The organism is Mucilaginibacter celer (assembly GCF_003576455.2).
In the GTDB taxonomy this organism is placed as follows: domain Bacteria; phylum Bacteroidota; class Bacteroidia; order Sphingobacteriales; family Sphingobacteriaceae; genus Mucilaginibacter; species Mucilaginibacter celer.
Genome location: NZ_CP032869.1, coordinates 2,790,775 through 2,810,472 on the forward strand (window position 1 = coordinate 2,790,775; position 19,698 = coordinate 2,810,472).

Consider the following 19,698-nt stretch of genomic DNA (forward strand, 5'->3'; position numbering starts at 1 on the left):
CTGCAATCTATTGCAGCCAAATTTTATTATAGGTTGATTTTTCAACCGCAATGCACTTTTCACCGCATTACTACAAAACAGATTTTTGTAATAGCCGTATATTTACTTAATTTGATAACCATTAATCAGTTACCATGAAAAACCGCAAATTATTCCGCTCCATATTGCCATTGGCAGTTGCCGGGAGCATGATGTTTTTTAACGCCTGTAAAAGCAACAGCGATTCGAAAAAAGCCGACAGCACAGGTACCGCCCCGGTTTCGACAGCCGAAAATGCAGGTTTAAAAACTCCCGAAGGCTTTACCGCAAGTATTATTGCCGAAAACCTTGGCGGCACCAGGCACATTACTGTTACCCCACAAGGTGATTTGTATGTTAAACTTACCAACGTTAAAAACAATAAAGGCATTTTGATGCTGCATGAAGAAGGCGGCAAAGCAACAGTAAAAAGCAGCTTTGGCGAGTTTAGCGGTACCGGCATAGCCGTTAAAGACGGATACCTGTATGCATCATCTGACGAGGAGGTTTTTCGCTATAAACTGAATGATAAAAGCGAGGTGATCAATTCTGCGCAACCCGAAAAGATAGTAACAGGCTTAATAAGCCGCCACGAGCATGAAGCCAAAGCCATTACACTTGATAATGACGGCAACCTGTACGTTAACATTGGCGCCTACTCAAATGCCTGCCAGGTTGAGGACCGTAAAAAAGGTTCGCCGGGCCAAAAAGGCTGTCCTATTTTGGATTCGGCCGGTGGCATCTGGCAGTTTAAGGCTGCTAAATTAAACCAGCATTATGGCGACGGCGTGCGTTATGCAACCGGCCTGCGCAACGTGGTTGGCATTACCTGGAATCAGCAAAACAACCAATTGTTTGTGATGCAGCATGGCCGCGATCAGCTTTATGAATTTTATCCGCAATATTTCACCGCCAAACAATCGGCCATTTTACCTGCCGAATGTATGTACGCGATAAAAAAAGGCGACAACTGCGGCTGGCCTTATATGTATTACGACCAGGAACAACACAAAAAAATGCTGATGCCTGAATATGGAGGCGATGGTAAAAAAGAAGGCGGACAGGATGCAATCGATCCGGCGGCTGCTTACCCAGGCCACCTTGCCCCTAACGGTTTGCTGTTTTATACCGGCGATCAATTTCCGGCCAAATACAAAAACGGCGCTTTCATCGCCTTCCATGGTTCGTGGAACCGTGCACCTGAGCCGCAGGCAGGTTATTTTGTCGTATTTCAACCGTTTAAGGATGGTAAACCTGATGGCCAGTGGGAAGTTTTTGCAGACGGGTTTTCAGGTTCGACAGCCAATACCGCATCAGGAGCTGCCGAGCATCGCCCTTGCGGCCTGGCACAAGGCCCGGATGGCTCGCTTTATATTACCGACGATGTTAAGGGTAACATTTACAAAATCAGCTATAAAAAATAACAATGGACTTGAAAAAAGCCCTGTCGCTGATTTTGCTGATAGCTATTACAGGCTTCAGCACATCGGCCCAAACAAAACATAAAACGATTGTAAATAAGCCAGGGCTAACAAGCCTCAAAACATCAATAGCCAACGGCAAAGCAGTTTTTACGCAGTATTGCGTAACCTGCCACCAGGCCGATGGTTTAGGCGTACCCCGCATGAACCCGCCATTGGTGAAAACTACTTATGTTTTGGGCGATAAAAGCCAGCTGATAAAAATAGTGCTGAACGGCTTTAACGAAGACGTAGAAATTAACGGCGAAAGCTACTCAAACACCATGGCTGCACACAATTTTTTAAAAGATCAGGAAATAGCTGATGTTTTAACTTACGTGCGTAACAGTTTTGGCAATAAAGCAAGCGCCATTACTGCAGCACAGGTAAAAGCCACGAGAGCAACCAATAAACCACCGGCTCCGGGTAACTAATTAAAAACACAAAGGCCTCCGGTTTTCCCGGAGGCCTTTTTCAGTACCCGATATTTTTATCATTATTCGATAACAACGTAGGTATAAGCCTGCGTTTGCTTCATTTTTAGCCGCACACGCTTAAGGCTTTCTTCAATGTCTTTACGTTCATCCTTTTCGGTTACTTCCATAAAGGCATCCTGGTAGGCGGTTAAGGCCTTGTTCCAGTTTCGTTGCTTTTCGTGAAACAAGCCCATCAGCTCGTAAATACGGGCTTTGTTAACACCTGCAACGGTTAAAGCCTGAGCAGAAATGGCCGATACCTGTTTTTCCATATTCAGGAAAATAACCAGATCGAGATAATGCGTATAATTATCCGGAAACGCAGGCTCCAGCTCCATGCAGGTTTTGAAATGATAGCCGGCAGTTTGATAATCCTGAATTTTGTAGTAATGGATCATCCCTAACTGGTAATGCGCCCTGGCATAAAAAGGCTCATCGGCTATAATCTGGTTTAATATATTAAGTCCTTTGGGCGTCTCGCCGAACGACAGCTCATCAACGGCCTGCAGGTACTTTTCTTCAATAGAATAATAATTATCCATATTAATTAAAAATTCATTTAAGCCTAAAAATTTAAGACTTAAGGTTAGAAAAAAATGTGGTAAATGTAAAAACGGTTGGGTGCTGCTAAAGCACTATACCGGTGTTGAGAAGAGAATTAAGGATGCAAAACCCTTCTGCTGCGGCACCATGGGCCACATTACTATTGAGCAGATTGATTTATTGAATTGCATCGTTTTGTGTTTTAACTACACAAACATAGGGTTAATTAATGAGAAAAGCAAGTGCCTCAGCCGGAAGCGATGTTGTGGTTGGGATCAGAGTTTTATTGTTTGCTGAAAGCTTATTTCACGCACCCCGTACAACCCCTCGTTGTCCGGCCTGTAAAAGTTTTGTGATCTCCTGTATTTACTTTTATCAAAAAAAACAATTTTCAAATGTTTTCATTGTGTTGTATATCATTACACATATACCTTCAACATAAAACAGCTAAACTTTATTCATGGATCTATTTAATACTCAATTTATAAAAAACGAAAAGAGGTGGCTCTGGATTGATTATGATAAAGGAATAAGCATTATTTTGGTTGCCTACGGCCATTGCTACGAAATACTGAAAGATCATGGCCTTGCTTTGGAGCAATATCCGTTTTTTAATTACATCGGTGTGTTTTTGTACGGTTTCCGGATGCCGTTGTTTTTTATCATTTCGGGCCTGCTGATTGTTAAAAGTTTGAATAAAAAAGGCCTGCAGGCCTACATTGCCGACCGGAGCAACAATATATTATATCCCCTGCTAATTTGGGGTGTAATACAGGTTTCGCTACAAATTGTAATGAACCGGTTTACGCACAACGGCTACACCCCTATCGATTATCTTAACCTGATTATAAACCCGCGGCGCACAGGAATCTTCTGGTATCTTAATGCGCTGTACTGCATCGGCACCCTATACGCTTTTCTGCATGTAAAATTGAAAGTTCCGGCGGTTGCGCAGTTTTGTATCGGTGTGGCGCTGTACATCCTGTTCCCGCTGATGTATCAGATCAAAGCAGGACTATTCACTGATATTTTTGAATACTACATATTTTTTGCATTGGGCGATTTGCTATCGAAACTAATGCTCGACGATAAAAAAATGCAGTTATATACCTCCTGGAAGTTTTTTGTGCCCCTGCTTATTGCCTTTATCGCCATACAATATTATTGCACGCCGATTAACCTGCAGGCATCTGATTTCGGGATTCGCAATGTGGAGATTAACCAACATTACCTGTTTTTTTTGCAGGCCGTTATTGGTTGTGCTTTATCCATCAATTGTTCCTTTTTTCTGCAAAAACTACAGGTTTTAGGCTTTTTACGCATTGTTGGTTATCACTCGCTTTATATTTACTGCGTGCAGATTATTGTAATGACGGTGACACGTACTGTACTAATGAGCATGCTCCATATCAGCAATGTGCCATTACTGTTAGTTATCATATGGACGGCCGGTATAGTGCTGCCCGTATTTTTTTACAACTTTTGCCTCCGATACGGTTTCTGGTGGCTGTTTAGTTATCGCAAACCCGAAAAACAAATAGCCTGGCTTAAGCAGGCTAATATTTTGGGATTTAACAAAAAGAATGAGCTTTCGGCCGGGAATAAAAGCGCTTAACCATTAACGCCTTTACTTAACACTGCCGGCTTAACATATTGCAGTTTATTACCCATAAAGGTAACGGCAAGAGTAACCGCCCAGGTAAGCGTAAATAAAACATACGGGTTAACCACATTGCTCAGCAACATATATCCACCTATAAATGCCGCTGTAATTACGTAAAATTTAATTACCGAAAGCAACGAAACCATCTTACGGCCAAGCAGCAAAATATCCTGCGAAATATGAAACACCAGAAACGATAAGAAAATAGAATAATTCACTACGCTTAACGATTTAATGTACAACACCCCAAACAGGCACACCGATAAGTTTACTATTAAGGCGATGATATTAAAAAGCATATCCTGCTTCTCCATTTTCATGGCAATTAATACATTGGCCTGGAGCAGTGCCGTAGGGAAACACAAAATGGTTAAAAACATCTGTTTGGTATAAACAGCGTTGTTTATATAAGTACTACCAAAAGCTATCGGGATCAGTTTATCCGAAAATGAATAGATAAAGGTGTAGGCCAGCCAGCCAAACAGTAAATAGTAAACATGCACCTTTTTGTAAAAGGCAAAGAAGTCGGTTTTATCCGGCTTGGAATAGTGTTTTACAAGCAGTGGAAAAACAGAGGTGGATATCACCACCGGCAAAATCTGGGCGATGGAAAATATTTTGAAGGAAATTTCATAATTAGCCACATCAAAAGCGGTTAAAACCTTCGATATAATGATGTTCGACATTCGCCAGTTGATGATGGATACGCCGCCTATAATAACAAAAGCCCAGTTCATAATTACCATGGCCTTTAAATCAAGATAGGTAACCGAGCATCGCCAAAGTGTTTTTAAAGTGATCAGGTTTGACGAGCCGATAACCAGGAACAGATTGAGCGTTAAAAACCTGATAGCGATTAATACCACCGATAGCGTTATGATGGAAAAAGGATAGATAAACAGCACACAACCGGCCGCAAACTTCAAAACCGACTCGATAGTGAGGATAATGGCAGTTTTCTTTTGCTCAAAATTGGCAATGTTTAATGATTTTATACCGTTAATCAGGTTATCAAAAATTACGTTTACGCCCATTAAGATGATAAGTGCGCGGGTAAACTGGTCATCATAAATTGTAAATGCCAGTACAATATTCACGGCATAAAATATCAGCCCGAAATAGATCTGCATTTTGATAAACTTACTGATCATGGTAGGCTTATCATCAGTATGCATATACTCCCTGATAAACCACTGGCTGAGGCCCATGGTTGAAAAAGCTGTCACCAGTTGATATATGGCATTGGCAATAATGTACTTTGCAAAAATTGCGGTGGGGTACATCCTGGCCAAAATCACAAAAAACAAACTCAAAAACACCGTTTGCGACATTTGCGAAATAACGCCCCAACTGCTGTTTTTAAAAAGAGAGTTCTGAAATAAACCTGAAATTTTTGTTTTAAATGAGTTATGTGAAATCTCCATTCGCGTTTCAGTATCTGGTGTTTTTAATATTATTGTAGATGGCTTCAGATGAAAGTTTTTGCTTTCTATACCGATTCAATCAGTTCGATGTATTTCTGTAACATGGCATCATACTTAAACATAATCTCGTAGCGGGTGCGGCTGTTGATGCTCATTTTTTCGTAATCGGCAACCGGCAGGTCTACAAGGCTGTTCAAGGCACCGGCCAGTTCATCCCAGTTTTCATTTAACTCGATGCCGTTATATCCCGGAACACCTATCTCAAGGTTTCCGCCGATGTCATTAACCAGTAATGGCTTTCCGTGCATAATGCCCTCTATCAAAGCAATGGGCAAACCTTCCTGAACAGAAAACAGCATCAAAAAATCAACCTGCTTTACCAAATCGTTCACCCCCTCAACAAAGCCCAGCGCTTTAAAGTTTGGCAAATCCTTACAACTTTCAGTAAGCATTGGTAAATCCGGGCCATGACCGGCAAAAAGCAATTCGATATCCGGATGCAGTTTTCCCTTAAGGTGTTCAACTATCAATAACTGCCGCTTCACATCTATTACCCTGGCCGAGTACAGGATTTTTATTTTTTGCTGCTTCTTAAAAGTTATGGTTGAATAAACTTCTGCCTCATCTTTTATACCATTATATATTAAGGTTATGTTCCTGTTTTTAAGCCTGAAATAATGAAGCAGGTTTTCAGTAACTTTTTTAGAGATGGAAACTATTTGATACGGAAAAAAAGAAATATTTTTATGCGTATCATATACATTGTGGGCAATATAGATGATGCGGGTATTTAAAAAAAACAGGCGTTTAATTATCATCATCACGGCCATGATATTACGGGCGTGCACCAGCAATATCTTATCATTAAGGTAAAACGGATTGCAAAACTTTACATATTCGTTTTCGGGAATTTTATACTTGGGATGCAATTTTTGGAAAGGAACAAAGCCCAGTATCTTACAATTGTACTTATGTTTAATACCGTTATGTATATCTAAAAGAACCTTCTGCGCACCGCCGTAAACATCAAGATCAGAGGTTGTTGCAACAATATCCAAAGCCATTATTTAACTTTAATTAAATTCCATGTTAATTTTTGGCTTTATTTCCACAAAAAACCATAAAAAATTCTTTTTTCTCCACAAATACAAAGTTTTAATTAAAAAGTTTTCATAAAATTCATTATTTTTAGTCGCTTAAATTAATTTATTATTAACTAACTTGATTAATACCCCTATTGATGCGAAAGTTTTCGACTTTCCTGATTGCATTATGCTTTTTGGGATGCAAAAAGGAAGCCAATTCAGTTATCACAGATAACAGATCTGAAAAATTTAGTAATTCTTTAACAAACGCTTCACATTTATCACTGGCCTCTTCGGCAACAATCAATGTGAAAAATTACGGCGCCAAAGGCGACGGAGTTACCGACGACACAGATGCCATTGAGGCTGCAATGGCCGCAGCAAAAAAAGCAGGTATCCCGGCCGTCTATTTTCCCGATGGCTCGTATATGATAGGCCAGGCAGGCGACGGCGGCGGCATCATTAAACTTGTTGATGGCGTGGGCTTAACCGGTACCGGACCAGCCACCTGCCATATTAAGTTAACGGGAGGCCGCAACAACCCCAGCCCTATGTTTTGCCAGGATTATGTGAACACCCCCATTGTTAGCAATGTAACCATACAGGGTATTGATTTTAATGGCAACTCATCATTACAAACTTTTGATAGTGATTATCAATACTGTACGGCCTTTAATTTTCACAACGGCAAAAACATCGAGGTAAAAAATTGTAAGTTTCAAAGCTTCAGGGGCGATGGCTTATTTTTTGGTGATACCTTCGAACCCTCGTTAAACCTGCGCATGGTAACCAATATTGACGTGCACGATTGCGAGTTTTTTAACATATACCGCGAAGCCGCGATGTTTTGTGCCGTAAACGATGCCACCTTTTATAACAACAACGTTCACGGCGATGGCTACCTGGTAGGCGGTGTGGATATTGAAAGGCACAGCGTTAACGAAACCGTATTGAATGTATCAGTTTATAGCAACACCTTTAATTTTAGAGATGGTTACGGACCGGTTGAACGCGGCGGCCCCAAAGTGCGTTATCGCCGCGCGGTTACGATGGGTTTTTTTTATAATGGCTACAAAAACGGAATTGCCGACTCATTAAGCGGACACTACAAGGTTTACAACAATAAAATTTACCAGGGCCAGATTGATTGCTGGGGGATGCTTAATGTAAGCATATCGGGCAATAACTTTAAAAACAGCTATGAAAATATAGCCGGTGTAAGTTTCCTGACAGCGCCTGCCATCAATATTTCGGATAATGTTACCACCAGAGGCCTTATCAATGTATCGGCGGATAATAATATCATCGATAGCGATATCGGAAACGGTATAGCATTTAAAAACTACTCGAAGGTAACAGCTAACGGCAATACCATTATTGGTACCCCACTGGATGGCATCAGTGTTTTAAGTACCAGCGGTTGTTTTTACGGTAACAAGATAACAGACGCCGGAACGGCGGCGAACCCATGCTCGGGTATTTTAATAAATGGGAATGCTTCGGGTTTGTATGTTTCAACCAACCAGGCCAGCAATACAACAACAGGAAGCAACCGCACTATGGATTATGTAATTAAAATAGGCAGCGCCAATAATGGCACGGTAGCTCCGCAAATTTTAAGCAACAAGGGCAAAAACATGATTAAAGGCATTTTATCCGAATACTACTACCAGGCCGGATATGTAATAACTTCAAACAATGTAGCTATGTGATTTTATTAAGCTGTAGAAATAAGGGTATATGCATGCATATACCCTTATTTTTTTGCCAAAACCCCGAATTGGGAATAATTTTCTACAATATTTCTTTATAGTTAAATTCAGACATTAACTATCGTGCCAAAACTTTCAATAAGAGAAAATATTTCTTCATTTACGTAACAATTTAATCGATAAAGCGTACAAGCCAACATATTGATTAAATATACCCCAAATGAAGAGAATTTTTACCGCTTTGGCATTGTTTTTATTAGCGTCTTGCAAAAAGGACGATGTGGCAATAATTGCACAGCCTCAGGCTAATATTTTGGTTGCACAGCCAGCTATTTCACTTGCCGCTACAGCAGCACCTACAAACGCTGTAAATGTGAAAGATCAGGGTGCGAAAGGCGACGGCGTTACAGACGATACCAAAGCAATTACCAATGCCCTGCTTTACGCAAAGTCTACCGGTAAAGCCAATATTTATTTCCCCGACGGAACTTATATGATAGGCCAGCCCGGCAACGGCGGCGGTATTATTAAACTGGTTGATGGTGTGGGTATGACAGGTAACGGCCCGGCAACCTGCCACATTAAGTTAACATCAGGGCGTTATAATCCCAATTCTATTTTTTACCAGGATTATGTGGGCATGCCATCAATAGGCAACCTCACTATACAAGGCATTGATTTTAATGGCAACCTGCCGCTTCAGAAATTTGATGCAGATTACCAGTTTTGCCATGCGCTTAGCATCAACAACGGTAAAAACATCGAAGTTAAAAATTGCAAGTTTCAAAGTTTCAGGGGCGATGGTTTACTGTTTGGCGATTGCTTTGAACCAACGCTAAATAAAAGGATTGTAACCAACGTAAACGTACACGATTCGGAGTTTTTTAATATTTACCGCGAGGGAACCATGTTTTGCTGCGTAAACGGAGCATCATTTTACAACAACAATGTGCACGGCGATGGCTACCTGGTGGGCGGCGTTGATATAGAAAGACACAGCGTTAACGAAAGCGTGCTCAATGTTTCTGTTTACAACAACACCTTTAATTTTGCCGATGGCTACGGGCCGGCGGAACGCGGCGGACCAAAAGTACGTTACCGCAGGGCAGTTACCATGGGCTTTTTTTACAACGGCTATAAAAACGGCATTGCCGATTCGTTAAGCGGCCATCATAAAATTTATAACAATAAAATTTACCAGGGGCAAATTGATTGCTGGGGTATTATCAACGTAAGTATTTCGGGCAATTGCTTTACCAATGTTTATGAAAATATTACAGGCGTAAACTTTTTAACAACAGCCGCTATCAATATTGCCGACCCGGCTAATACCAAAGGTTTAATTAAGGTATCTGCAGATAACAACGTTATCAAATCGGCCATTGGTAACGGCATTGTGTTTCATGGCTATACCCAGGCGCAGGCCAATGCTAATACCATTACCGGCACCCGCAGCGACGGCATTAACCTGATTGCAACAAGCGGCTATTTTTACGGCAACACGGTAACTGATGCAGGTACGGCCACCCAAAAAGCTTCGGGCTTTATTGTAAGCGGCGATTCATCAGGGCTTATCATTACCACTAACCAGGCTACCAACACCCTATCGGGTACGGCCCGCACAATGGACTATGTGGTTAAAATAGCCGGCATCAACAACGGTAAGGTTGCGCCAAAAATCCAGAATAATAAAGGCAAAAACATGGCGGCGGGTATTATATCATTATACTGGCTGCAATCTACCTTTGCCCAGTTGCTTAATAACCTTGCGGGCTGATCAACATAAATAATTCTACAAAAAGGGGATGCTAAGCTAAAGTATCCCCTTTTTTATTCCGGATACAGCTAAGAAATATCAAAACGCACCAAACTTTTTTGCCGTACAATTATTATAGTTCAATAGGGTTACATAGCCGGCCGCTTTTTAATGCCCCGTGCATAAAACCGGGTGATAGCTCGCTTTATTGAACTATGCTTTTAAAAATTCTCATCTTTTTTGTACTTGTTGCCGTTTACCTGGTGTGGTATACCGTTAACCTGGTTCAAAAAAAAGATTCATCGCACCTTTTTTTTAGTTTTATAGTTACCTGCATCCCCTTCCAGATGTCGTTCCCATTATATACCCCCAGCTATATATCGGTAGACGGGATAGGATCATTTACCGGCAAAATATTTTTGATGCTGCCCCTGATAGCTTCTTTTTGGTTGCTCTTAACACAAAAAAATCCAAACCTGTTGTATCGATATAAAAACGAGCGGTGGGTAATATGGATCCTGCTGCTTGTAGCTATATCATTTGTTAACCCGTTTAACGTGGCCCGGTGGGGTACCGTTGCATTTGCGGTGGCATTGTTATCCTATATTCTGTTTTTCAGGTTGATGTATAACAAGCTTAACCCTATACAGATACTGAATGGCATTTTTTGCAGTTTTTTATTATTGTGCGTATTAAACTTTTGCCTGGCAATTTTATATCCCTTATTGAACGTTACGTTTGTTACCACAATTTTTCAGGCCGGCGGCGATATGTGGGCTACCCGCAACGGTACGCGCGCCGGGGCGATAGGCATTTTTGTTACGCCGGCTAATCTGGGCCTGTTTTCGGTAATTGCTTCTGGGCTTTTTTTTGCGTGTTATCTTAACGGTTTTAAAAAGAAACTGAGTTTAATATTAATCGTGATGGCCGGTATTACTATCATCCTCACCTACTCGCGTACATCATACATCACCCTGGTGGTGATCCTGATTATGCTGTATTATCTTTTTAAAAATGCGGATAAGCCCTTGCTATCATTAAAGAGTTTCTTTTTGGGCGTATTACCCGCAGCAATTGTATTATACTGGCTGGTATTCCTGTCGCCGTTTAGCGCAACCTTTTTGAAGACCGATGCCGACGATATGTACCAGGCCCGTCTTGACCATTGGACGATGGGGATGGATATATTTCACCGCTCGCCCGTTATTGGCGTCGGTATTAACAGCCATCTTGAGTTTGTAAATCGCTCGCCTGAAATGAGCAAGGTTATCCATAACGATTTTTTGACCTCCAACCCTATCCATAACACCCACCTCATCATATTGGCCGAAACAGGCATTATTGGATTTACGCTCTGGATAATCTTTATCATCATGAGCCTCAGGCAGGCTAAAATCAGTATTGCCCAAAACGTAAACACCATATTATCGCTCACCCAAATAGCAGTAATTGTAATTTATATCATTTACGGATGCACCGATTGGGCACCTGTTTCACACTCAACTTTCCCCTTGTTCCTGCTTTTTACCTTCTTTTTTAACAAGTACAGTATCAGTTCAAAACCGGCCCAGGCGGTTACCTTAAGTACCTGATTATCTTGCATTAAAGTTAAAAAATATCGTACTGAAAAATTCAAATTTAGTTGTCCGGTATTTGTATTTTAGATATTTTTACAATAATAAACCAGCTCCGGTCACTGATTCCATCCTATTTTTACAGCCAGAACGGAACTTTATCCCCTGATAACCGTATAAAAGGTTAGATGGGTAAAACCAATTATATAACATGAATGACAGAAAGTTTAAGTTATTACTTAAAGTAATTAACTTTTTGAGTGTGGTTTCGTTCGAAAAGTATTGGAAAAACGGTGTTAAAATAGTTTTCAGAAAAAAAAAGAGGAATGATTCGCATCAACCCTCTTCTGAAACCGGGCATGAATCACTTCCTAAAGTGAACTCAACGCCCCAAAATGTAACTTATAAAGCTCAAGCCAAGTAATTACTGCAATGGTTTGCCTTAACTGGTTTAATTTGAGTTAGCTAAACGATTTCTGTTAGCTTTAAGCAACTCCTCGTTTGTTGACACGACTTTTATATTGCGCCTGGCTTCGTTTATTTTTATCTTGTTGTTAATTTTAGCTTCATCACTACTATCATCTGCCTTACCGCCTTTAAATAATCTGCGCATCATGAGGTAACAAAACTGCGGGTAAGTTTTTATAGATCTTTTTAATACGCCGTTCTCTTTAAATATCCTGTAAAAAAACCTGAGGTTTAGTTTATCTATGAACTGAGGATAAAAATTAATCTCATTTTTGGTTTGATGAAGGAAACCACCGCAGGTGTAAACCGCTCCTTCATAACCAGCTTTTCTTAAATCCAACACCATAGTCTCCTGCAAAATAGTTCCCATACCTACAAAAATGATATCGGGTTTTAATTTCACAATGTTTAAAATGGCTTCGTCTCTCTCCCGCTCGCTCGAAAAGTATCCGTTCCTGAAACCTGAGATTTTCAGTTTGGGAAAACTCTTCCTGAAAACTTTAACCGACTCTTTAATACCACTGGCATTTGTACCTAAAAAAAATGTGCTCAACTTGTTTTCGATGGCTATTTTAAATACATAAGGTACTACCGAGGTCATATCGCACGAGAAGCGTTTAATTTTAAATGCCACCGCCTTCAGCAAGTTTAAAATAGCTACAACCAAAATCCCGTCGGGTGCTATATAATCAAATGATTCAAATAAGTCGGCTCTTTTTACAGCCAATGTATATGAGTGGGGATTTAAAAATGTAATCAGCTTCTTTTTCCTGGGGTCAAAATCCTCGATAGTTCTTGGGATTCGTGAGATAAAGATGTTGTAGATATCCATTGTGAGTTGTATAAAATTTTAAATATTAGTCGTCTTCGACACACGGACCCACTCAAACCAAAAGCCAGTTTGATATAAATGTAGGCACTTTAGCAATTACCAAAGCGTAAATACAACTTTTACAAAGCAAGTTAAAACCAAAAGGAGTAAGATTGTGGAGATTTGTAACGCTTTTTTTATCTAATAATTACATAAACCATCAATCGTCGAAACTTTTTTACTTCTACATCTGAAATTTAATACAATTATTGTTATAAAAAACATACAAACTCTACTGTTAAATCTTCATCCATAGTTATTTTTTTTTATTACTCCATTTAGGAGTGAGATTCTTTTTAAGAAAACATCTTTTATTGTTGCCTTAAAACAGTAAGAAAGCTGAACTATAACGTCAAACAACGCTACAACTAATTGATATTAAAATCATTAAAACTAAATCGTTTTTAAAGACAAATATAAAGCGTATGTAACATTTTGGTTTCAGATGATACTATTTAAACCGCGGGCGAGACTTTGGCATTTTTTTTCATCTGTTAAATCACTAAAACAATAAATAGCAGAGTTTATTTACCCAATAGCATATTGATAACATTAATACTAACCCAAACATGCCCCTTGTGATTTCTACCGAAACCGAACCATTTAATTTCAATCTTTTTTATAAAAACAATCCTACGGCTCTAAGAAGCAACAGCAAAAACCAACCGGGTGCTTTTAACGGTAGTAGTAAAAACTGCGGAGTTTTTAAATTAAATATCGACGCAGAATTATCAGAACTGCTTTTAACAGCAGCCCGCAGCAATAATATGCAATTCAGTTCGCTATTGATTACGGCGATAAACGTTGTTTTAAAAAGATACACCGGCCAGCAAAACGTACTATTTGGGCAAGCCATCATAAAAACCGGAAACAATGAGCCGCAGGTGGCAGAACTTTGGAGCGAGTTAAACAGCGAAAATTTATTTAAAGAAACGGCCACACAAGTAAAGGATACTATTACCAATAACGCCGAATTTATTCAAATAGCTGAAAATTTTGATTTGGCAACCCTCAGCATAAAAAAGGAGCTATTCCAGGTTTGCTTTATTTTAGAGAAAGAGTTAACGCCCGAGCCATTACCCCTTATTAACGAACTTACCGCCCAATTAAGCGATTTTCATTTTGGGGTATATATTAAGGAAGATCATACAATACCGGATGTATCTTTTTTTTATAATACAGATAAGCTCGACAGCGATTTTTTCAGCGTTTTTGCAGCCAGGCTCGTTGTTTTATTACGGGAGCTTACAAACAACAGTTCGCTTAAATTAGGGCAGTACAATGTGTTGGAAAATGATGAGTATGATTTGTTAATAAACAAATTTAACGACACAGTTACTCCTTACGACCACCAAAACACCATATTTAGTTTTTTTGAGCAAAACGCTGCAGCAAGCCCCAATGCTACTGCGCTTATTAAAGGTGATTTTACACTTACTTACCACCAACTGAATACCCGTGCCAACCAACTTGCCAATTACCTGATTAATGAGGGCGTAAAACCAGGCGATAATATCGGCATACTCACCAATCGTAATTTTGAAATGATTATAGGGATGTTGGGTATCCTGAAAGCCGGCGGTGCTTATGTTCCTATCGATCCGGATTATCCGATTGACAGGCAGGAATATATTTACAACCAATCGGCAATTACGATGATCGTGGCAGATGATGATTACCCATTAAAAGTGATTGTTGGCGCAAAAAATTTCAAAGTAATCAGTAAAGAGGATACCTGCAGATTCAGCGACCAAAATCCCTGCTTAAATATCGATAGCAACCAACTCGCCTACACCATTTACACCTCCGGTTCTACCGGTAAACCAAAGGGGGTAATGATTGCTCACCATTCGGCAGTAAACCTTATCCAATGGGTAAATACACGCTTTAATATTAGCACTGATGACAGGTTGCTATTCATCACCTCTATGTGTTTCGATCTTTCGGTATATGACATTTTCGGGATGCTTTCGGCCGGGGCGGCAATTGTAATTGCCGAAAAGGCGGAGATTCAAGACGTGCTAACACTGGCCGATATGCTGATAAAGCATAACATCACGTTTTGGGATTCGGTGCCCACTACTTTAGATTACCTTGTTAAAACTTTGGAAAGCGGGCAGCCCTCCTACCGTTACCCCGGCTTGAAAACCGTGTTTATGAGCGGCGACTGGATCCCGGTAAACCTGCCCGATCGCATCAAAACATTCTTTCCCCAAACACAGGTAGTAAGTTTGGGCGGCGCAACCGAAGGCACGGTATGGTCGAATTATTTTATAGTTGATAAAACCGATGCCGCATGGAACAGCATTCCTTATGGCAAGCCGATAGCTAATAACTTTTTTTATATCCTTAACGATTACCTGCAGCCTGTACCGGTTGGTACCATTGGCGATTTGTATATAGGTGGCGTTGGCGTAGCCCGCGGGTATGCAAACGATAGCGAAAAAACTTCCCGGTCATTTATTCCGGATCCTTTTCACCCAGATAGCGGTGGAATGATGTACCGCACGGGCGATTTAGGCAAAATGATGCCCGATTACAATATGGAGTTTATTGGCCGAAAGGATAACCAGGTTAAAATTCAGGGCTTTAGGGTTGAATTGGGCGAAATTGAAAGCGTGTTGAACGGAAGCGGACTGGTAGATGCGGCTGTAGTACTTGCAAAGCCGGATGCGGAAGGTAACAAGCGATTGGTTGCATATATTGTAAACACAACCTCTGATTACAATCCCGAAGGGCTTAAACTATACCTGCAGAAGTTTTTACCCGAGTATATGATCCCTGCGGTTTGGGTTGAACTTGATAGTTTACCCCTAACCGGAAACGGAAAAATAGACCGCAACGCCCTGCCCGATGTTAATGAGCAGCACAAAATAAAAAGAGCATACGTTGAACCGGAAACCGAAACCGAACGGATGCTGGTAAGCATCTGGAAGGAAAATTTTGCCAACAGCGACATTGATGTGCTAAGTAATTTTTTTGAAATAGGCGGGCACTCGTTAATGGCGGTTCAAATTTTATCCAAACTCAAAAAAATAATAGGTAAAAACCTTCAGTTATCTATTTTTTATAAATATCCAAGCGTAAGGCCACTGGCGCATTTCCTGGATGAAGAAAACGGCGATCAGCAGTTTAAATCGTTAGTGCCTATTAAGCCATCGGGATCAAAAAACCCATTGTATATTATTCATGGTGATGGTTTAAACGTACTTAATTTCAGTAAACTGGCCGATTATGTAAGCAAGGATCAACCCGTTTACGGCCTGCAGGCGCTGGGCCTTAACGGTATTGACGAGCCTATTGATAAACTGCCGGTTATAGCCTACCATTACATGCAGGAAATTATCCGTCACAATCCGCGCGGACCGTATCTGCTTGCCGGTTATTCATCAGGCGGTTATGTGGCCATGGAAATCAGGAAACAAATGGTAGCCCAGGGCCGCGAGGTAAAAATGCTGATCATTTTTGATACCGATGCCGAAAAAACAGAGTACAAAGACTGGTATTCATTGCTGCCTAAAAAAGCAAAACGTCATTTTCCGCGTATGATGCAGGCGCTGCGATTTTCAATAAACCAATGGTTTAATGGCAGTGCCCAACAACCGGAAGTTCCGGCCGAAAATAAGAAGGATTCGAGGGAGTTTTATAAGCTTATCCAAAAAATCAGGAACAAGCATATTACCGCTTTCAGAAATTATCCGCTCGAACCTTTTGATGGTACGCTGTACCTTTACAAAGCCCGCATTAGTGTACACTATGTTGAGTATGGTAAATACCTGGGCTGGGAAAAATACGCCCAAAAAGGCGTTGAACTTTTTGAGATTCCCGGTGACCATTTTTCGATGCTGCAAACGCCTTACGTTGCCGAACTGGGTGCCGTTTTGCAAAAAAATATAGACGATGTTGCGTCGGTTTAACTATACACTAATAATGCAACCGGTGTCAATTTTTGGTGATTTAAAACACCGACGCCTCGATTTTACACTTTCAGGTTGTGCAGCTATCAGCGGCAACCATAAAGGCATAGATATTGCAAATTTCGAAATTCAAAGCTACTGTTTACTAAAAGTCTACTGTTAATAATAACATTACTACTAAAACTACCTATATGAAATACTTCTCTTTAATCCTGCTTGCAGCCATGGTTGCATTTTCATCGTGCAAAAAACTTGCAAACTCTGATGTTGCTCCTGGCAACAATGATCCAAATTATGATGCCCATAACAGGGTATTCCGGGTAAAGGCCAGCTCAACATCAACCTTTAAACTGGTTATAGTTGAGTACGGCGATGATGGTGTAACGCCTTACAATACCGAAAATGCCGATCAAACCACTCCTTTTGATTATGGTTTTACACCGGTTGTCGGTCATAAAATAACAGTAAACATTCAAAGTGCCGGTGGGGTAATCACAGCTTCGGCTTTATACAAGGGGCAATATCTCGATCCGATAGTTACCAACACCAGCGGCTCGGGCAGTACGGCAAGTTTCAGTTATACAGTTAAGGACTGATAAGCAGCCACCGCCTCTATAAATATCAATCGTCCTTTGCCAGATATGATTTACATACTGCTCATCCATATTATGATGCTTCAATTACCATTTGCAACAACAGCCCGGGCAGCGTTTAATTCAAACGCTGCTTATGCTGTTAAAGGCAATCATGATATGGTGAACATTAAAGATCATGGGGCTAAGGGCGATGGCATTGCCAATGATACCCAGGCTATCAAAAACGCCATCGAATTTGCCCGCCAAAACAACCTTGCTACGGTATACTTTCCGGCAGGCAAATATTTAATTGCTGATGCCGGCACCAAACCGGGTATCATCAAGCTGGCCAATGGTATAAGTTTTAAGGGCGACGGGCCGGATAAAACACATATTATCCTATCGGGAGGCCGCAAAAATCCAAACTCAATCTTTTACCAGGATTGGCGCGAAGAACCCTCGGTTAACAACCTAACCGTACAGGGAATTGATTTTGATGGTAACCTGGGCAAACAGCTGTTTGATCCCGAATACCAGTTTTGCCATGCACTCAGCATTAACAACGGCAAAAATATCGAAGTTAAAAACTGCAAGTTTCAAAGTTTCAGAGGCGATGGCTTACTTTTTGGCGATACGTTTGAGCCTGAACTTAATGCCCGGATAGTTTTAAATGTTCAGGTTCATGACAGCGAATTTTTTAATATTTATCGCGAAGGCACTATGTTTTGCTGTGTAAACGGGGCTTCGTTTTATAACAATTGGGTGCATGGCAATGGTTACCTGGTTGGCGGTGTTGATATTGAACGGCATGGCGCCAACGAAACGGTTACCAATGTAGCAGTTTACAACAACCTGTTTGATTTTAGGAAGGGTTTTGGCCCGGTTGAACGCGGCCGGGTTATTAGGTACCGCCGCGCGGTAACCATAGGCTATTTTTACAATGGCTACAACAACGGCACCGCCGACTCGCTGAGCGGGCATCACCGCATTTACAACAATAAAATTTACCAGGGACAGATAGACTGCTTCGGCCATCTGGATGTTAGAATTATTGGGAATACAATAATTAACACTTTTGAAAACCTTAAAGGGGTACTTCATGTTAGTACACCGGCAATAAACGTTTCGGATGCCCGCAGTACAACCGGGCTCAGGGATATTGTTATCGATAGTAATTATATAAAATCGGCTATTCCGGGTAACGGGATAGTGTTTTATAAATACAAAAAAGTAGCTGCCCGGCATAATATTCTTAAGGGCCGCAATTTAGGTGGTGTAATGCTGATCGATTCGGAAGGGGCAATTAGCTCCAATATCACCAAAAAATAATGCAAATTTTTAATTCAAAACATCACTTGAAAAAAACATCAATGGTAACTTATAAGATAGAAAAAACCTTTCTGGCCCTGCTAATTATAATTTGTGCCTTATCCTCCTGTCAATCGTACAAAAACGTGCCTTATTATAAAGATCTGGATAAAAGCGGCATTGTAACCGAAAAAATAACCAACAACACCAATTACATCATCCATACCGGCGATATTTTGGGAATTAACATCACAAGTCGCAATCCCGAATCGGCAGCGGTTTTTAATTATAATCTGGCAAGGGTAAACGGCAATGCCTATAACACTTCGCCCGATAACCCGGTTATCGGCTACCGGGTTGACGACAGCGGTAATATCCACCTGCCCCTGGCCGGCGACATTAAAGCAGCCGGTTTAACTACCCAACAGCTAACAGAAAGTATGGGCAAAACCTTGCTTACTTATTTAAAAGACCCGGTAATCAACATCCGGATAGTAAACTTTAAAGTATATGTTTACGGCGACGTTGCCCGCCCCAACGCCTACACCATTACCGACGAGCACCCAACCGTTACCCAGGCCCTAACCATGGCCGGCGATTTAAATATAACCGGCTTACGTAAAAAAGTGCTGCTGATCAGAACCGAAGATGGCGAGCGCAAATACATTCCGCTCGATCTTACTTCAAAAAATCTGTTTCAATCGCCTTACTTCTATTTAAAAAATAACGATGAAATATATGTAACGCCGGGCCGCTCAAAACTCACGGCCAATGGCTTGCCGGTTTTGGGTATCGTAATCTCGGCCCTATCGGTAATTGCAATAGTATTAACACGTAATTAGTAGTTT

At 40.8% G+C, this 19,698-nt stretch carries 15 protein-coding genes; 11 read left to right on the forward strand and 4 right to left on the reverse strand.

Going from position 1 to position 19,698, the window contains the following annotated elements; all coding sequences use genetic code 11:
- Positions 1 to 134 precede the first annotated feature (134 nt).
- Together HYN43_RS10980 and HYN43_RS10985 are read left to right on the forward strand one after the other, a co-directional pair.
- Complete coding sequence (locus HYN43_RS10980; protein WP_245447247.1) at positions 135 to 1,442, forward strand: PQQ-dependent sugar dehydrogenase; 1,308 nt, start codon at positions 135 to 137, stop codon at positions 1,440 to 1,442.
- Positions 1,443 to 1,444: 2 nt separating this feature from the next.
- Positions 1,445 to 1,912 (forward strand): c-type cytochrome, encoded by a 468-nt coding sequence (locus tag HYN43_RS10985; RefSeq protein ID WP_119409388.1) that lies wholly within the window; start codon positions 1,445 to 1,447, stop codon positions 1,910 to 1,912.
- Between the two features lie 62 nt (positions 1,913 to 1,974).
- Here the strand turns inward: HYN43_RS10985 and HYN43_RS10990 are convergent, their stop codons facing one another.
- Positions 1,975 to 2,496 (reverse strand): tetratricopeptide repeat protein, encoded by a 522-nt coding sequence (locus HYN43_RS10990; protein ID WP_119409389.1) that lies wholly within the window; start codon positions 2,494 to 2,496, stop codon positions 1,975 to 1,977.
- A gap of 461 nt (positions 2,497 to 2,957) precedes the next feature.
- On the opposite strand from HYN43_RS10990, the gene HYN43_RS10995 reads away from it, so the two are divergent.
- Entirely contained in the window at positions 2,958 to 4,112 is a 1,155-nt protein-coding gene (locus HYN43_RS10995; protein ID WP_119409391.1) for an acyltransferase family protein, read from the forward strand.
- Here HYN43_RS10995 and HYN43_RS11000 read toward each other — a convergent pair.
- Complete coding sequence (locus HYN43_RS11000) at positions 4,109 to 5,584, reverse strand: oligosaccharide flippase family protein (RefSeq protein WP_119409392.1); 1,476 nt, start codon at positions 5,582 to 5,584, stop codon at positions 4,109 to 4,111. The two genes, HYN43_RS10995 and HYN43_RS11000, sit on opposite strands and share 4 nt — an antisense overlap.
- A 65-nt stretch (positions 5,585 to 5,649) precedes the next feature.
- Positions 5,650 to 6,648, reverse strand: a complete 999-nt coding sequence (locus HYN43_RS11005) for a glycosyltransferase family 4 protein (protein WP_119409393.1) — start codon at positions 6,646 to 6,648, stop codon at positions 5,650 to 5,652.
- Positions 6,649 to 6,977: 329 nt separating this feature from the next.
- On the opposite strand from HYN43_RS11005, the gene HYN43_RS11010 reads away from it, so the two are divergent.
- From HYN43_RS11010 to HYN43_RS11025, 4 genes are all read left to right on the forward strand, one after another.
- A complete protein-coding gene (locus tag HYN43_RS11010; protein ID WP_162996420.1) occupies positions 6,978 to 8,381 on the forward strand; it encodes a glycosyl hydrolase family 28-related protein in 1,404 nt (467 codons plus the stop codon).
- Between the two features lie 220 nt (positions 8,382 to 8,601).
- Positions 8,602 to 10,158, forward strand: coding sequence for a glycosyl hydrolase family 28-related protein (locus tag HYN43_RS11015; protein ID WP_119409395.1), 1,557 nt, complete (start codon positions 8,602 to 8,604; stop codon positions 10,156 to 10,158).
- Between the two features lie 194 nt (positions 10,159 to 10,352).
- A complete protein-coding gene (locus HYN43_RS11020; protein ID WP_119409396.1) occupies positions 10,353 to 11,729 on the forward strand; it encodes an O-antigen ligase family protein in 1,377 nt (458 codons plus the stop codon).
- Between the two features lie 193 nt (positions 11,730 to 11,922).
- Complete coding sequence (locus HYN43_RS11025; protein ID WP_119409397.1) at positions 11,923 to 12,135, forward strand: hypothetical protein; 213 nt, start codon at positions 11,923 to 11,925, stop codon at positions 12,133 to 12,135.
- Between the two features lie 27 nt (positions 12,136 to 12,162).
- Here HYN43_RS11025 and HYN43_RS11030 read toward each other — a convergent pair whose 3' ends face one another.
- Positions 12,163 to 12,906 carry a WecB/TagA/CpsF family glycosyltransferase gene (locus HYN43_RS11030; RefSeq protein ID WP_162996421.1) on the reverse strand — a complete coding sequence of 248 codons (744 nt, stop codon included), beginning with the start codon at positions 12,904 to 12,906 and terminating at the stop codon, positions 12,163 to 12,165.
- 713 nt (positions 12,907 to 13,619) lie between these two features.
- Here HYN43_RS11030 and HYN43_RS11035 point away from each other — a divergent pair.
- From HYN43_RS11035 to HYN43_RS11050, 4 genes are all read left to right on the forward strand, one after another.
- On the forward strand, positions 13,620 to 16,967 hold the full coding sequence (locus tag HYN43_RS11035; RefSeq protein ID WP_119409399.1) for a non-ribosomal peptide synthetase: 3,348 nt from the start codon (positions 13,620 to 13,622) through the stop codon (positions 16,965 to 16,967).
- Between the two features lie 191 nt (positions 16,968 to 17,158).
- Positions 17,159 to 17,563, forward strand: a complete 405-nt coding sequence (locus HYN43_RS11040) for a hypothetical protein (RefSeq protein ID WP_119409400.1) — start codon at positions 17,159 to 17,161, stop codon at positions 17,561 to 17,563.
- 45 nt (positions 17,564 to 17,608) lie between these two features.
- Positions 17,609 to 18,871, forward strand: coding sequence for a glycosyl hydrolase family 28-related protein (locus HYN43_RS11045; protein ID WP_119409401.1), 1,263 nt, complete (start codon positions 17,609 to 17,611; stop codon positions 18,869 to 18,871).
- Between the two features lie 26 nt (positions 18,872 to 18,897).
- The gene (locus HYN43_RS11050; RefSeq protein WP_245447249.1) at positions 18,898 to 19,692 is read left to right on the forward strand and encodes a polysaccharide biosynthesis/export family protein; all 795 of its coding nucleotides are present in this window, start codon (positions 18,898 to 18,900) and stop codon (positions 19,690 to 19,692) included.
- Positions 19,693 to 19,698 lie beyond the last annotated feature (6 nt).

Excerpts from the sequence above, each read along its gene's own strand:
- HYN43_RS10985 (WP_119409388.1), top strand. The coding sequence starts at position 1,445 with ATGGACTTGAAAAAAGCCCTGTCGCTGATTTTGCTGATAGCTATTACA.
- HYN43_RS11040 (WP_119409400.1), top strand. The coding sequence starts at position 17,159 with ATGAAATACTTCTCTTTAATCCTGCTTGCAGCCATGGTTGCATTTTCA.
- HYN43_RS10990 (WP_119409389.1), bottom strand. The coding sequence starts at position 2,496 with ATGGATAATTATTATTCTATTGAAGAAAAGTACCTGCAGGCCGTTGAT.
- HYN43_RS10980 (WP_245447247.1), top strand. The coding sequence starts at position 135 with ATGAAAAACCGCAAATTATTCCGCTCCATATTGCCATTGGCAGTTGCC.
- HYN43_RS11035 (WP_119409399.1), top strand. The coding sequence starts at position 13,620 with ATGCCCCTTGTGATTTCTACCGAAACCGAACCATTTAATTTCAATCTT.
- HYN43_RS11045 (WP_119409401.1), top strand. The coding sequence starts at position 17,609 with ATGATTTACATACTGCTCATCCATATTATGATGCTTCAATTACCATTT.
- HYN43_RS10995 (WP_119409391.1), top strand. The coding sequence starts at position 2,958 with ATGGATCTATTTAATACTCAATTTATAAAAAACGAAAAGAGGTGGCTC.
- HYN43_RS11025 (WP_119409397.1), top strand. The coding sequence starts at position 11,923 with ATGAATGACAGAAAGTTTAAGTTATTACTTAAAGTAATTAACTTTTTG.
- HYN43_RS11000 (WP_119409392.1), bottom strand. The coding sequence starts at position 5,584 with ATGGAGATTTCACATAACTCATTTAAAACAAAAATTTCAGGTTTATTT.
- HYN43_RS11005 (WP_119409393.1), bottom strand. The coding sequence starts at position 6,648 with ATGGCTTTGGATATTGTTGCAACAACCTCTGATCTTGATGTTTACGGC.
- HYN43_RS11015 (WP_119409395.1), top strand. The coding sequence starts at position 8,602 with ATGAAGAGAATTTTTACCGCTTTGGCATTGTTTTTATTAGCGTCTTGC.
- HYN43_RS11020 (WP_119409396.1), top strand. The coding sequence starts at position 10,353 with ATGCTTTTAAAAATTCTCATCTTTTTTGTACTTGTTGCCGTTTACCTG.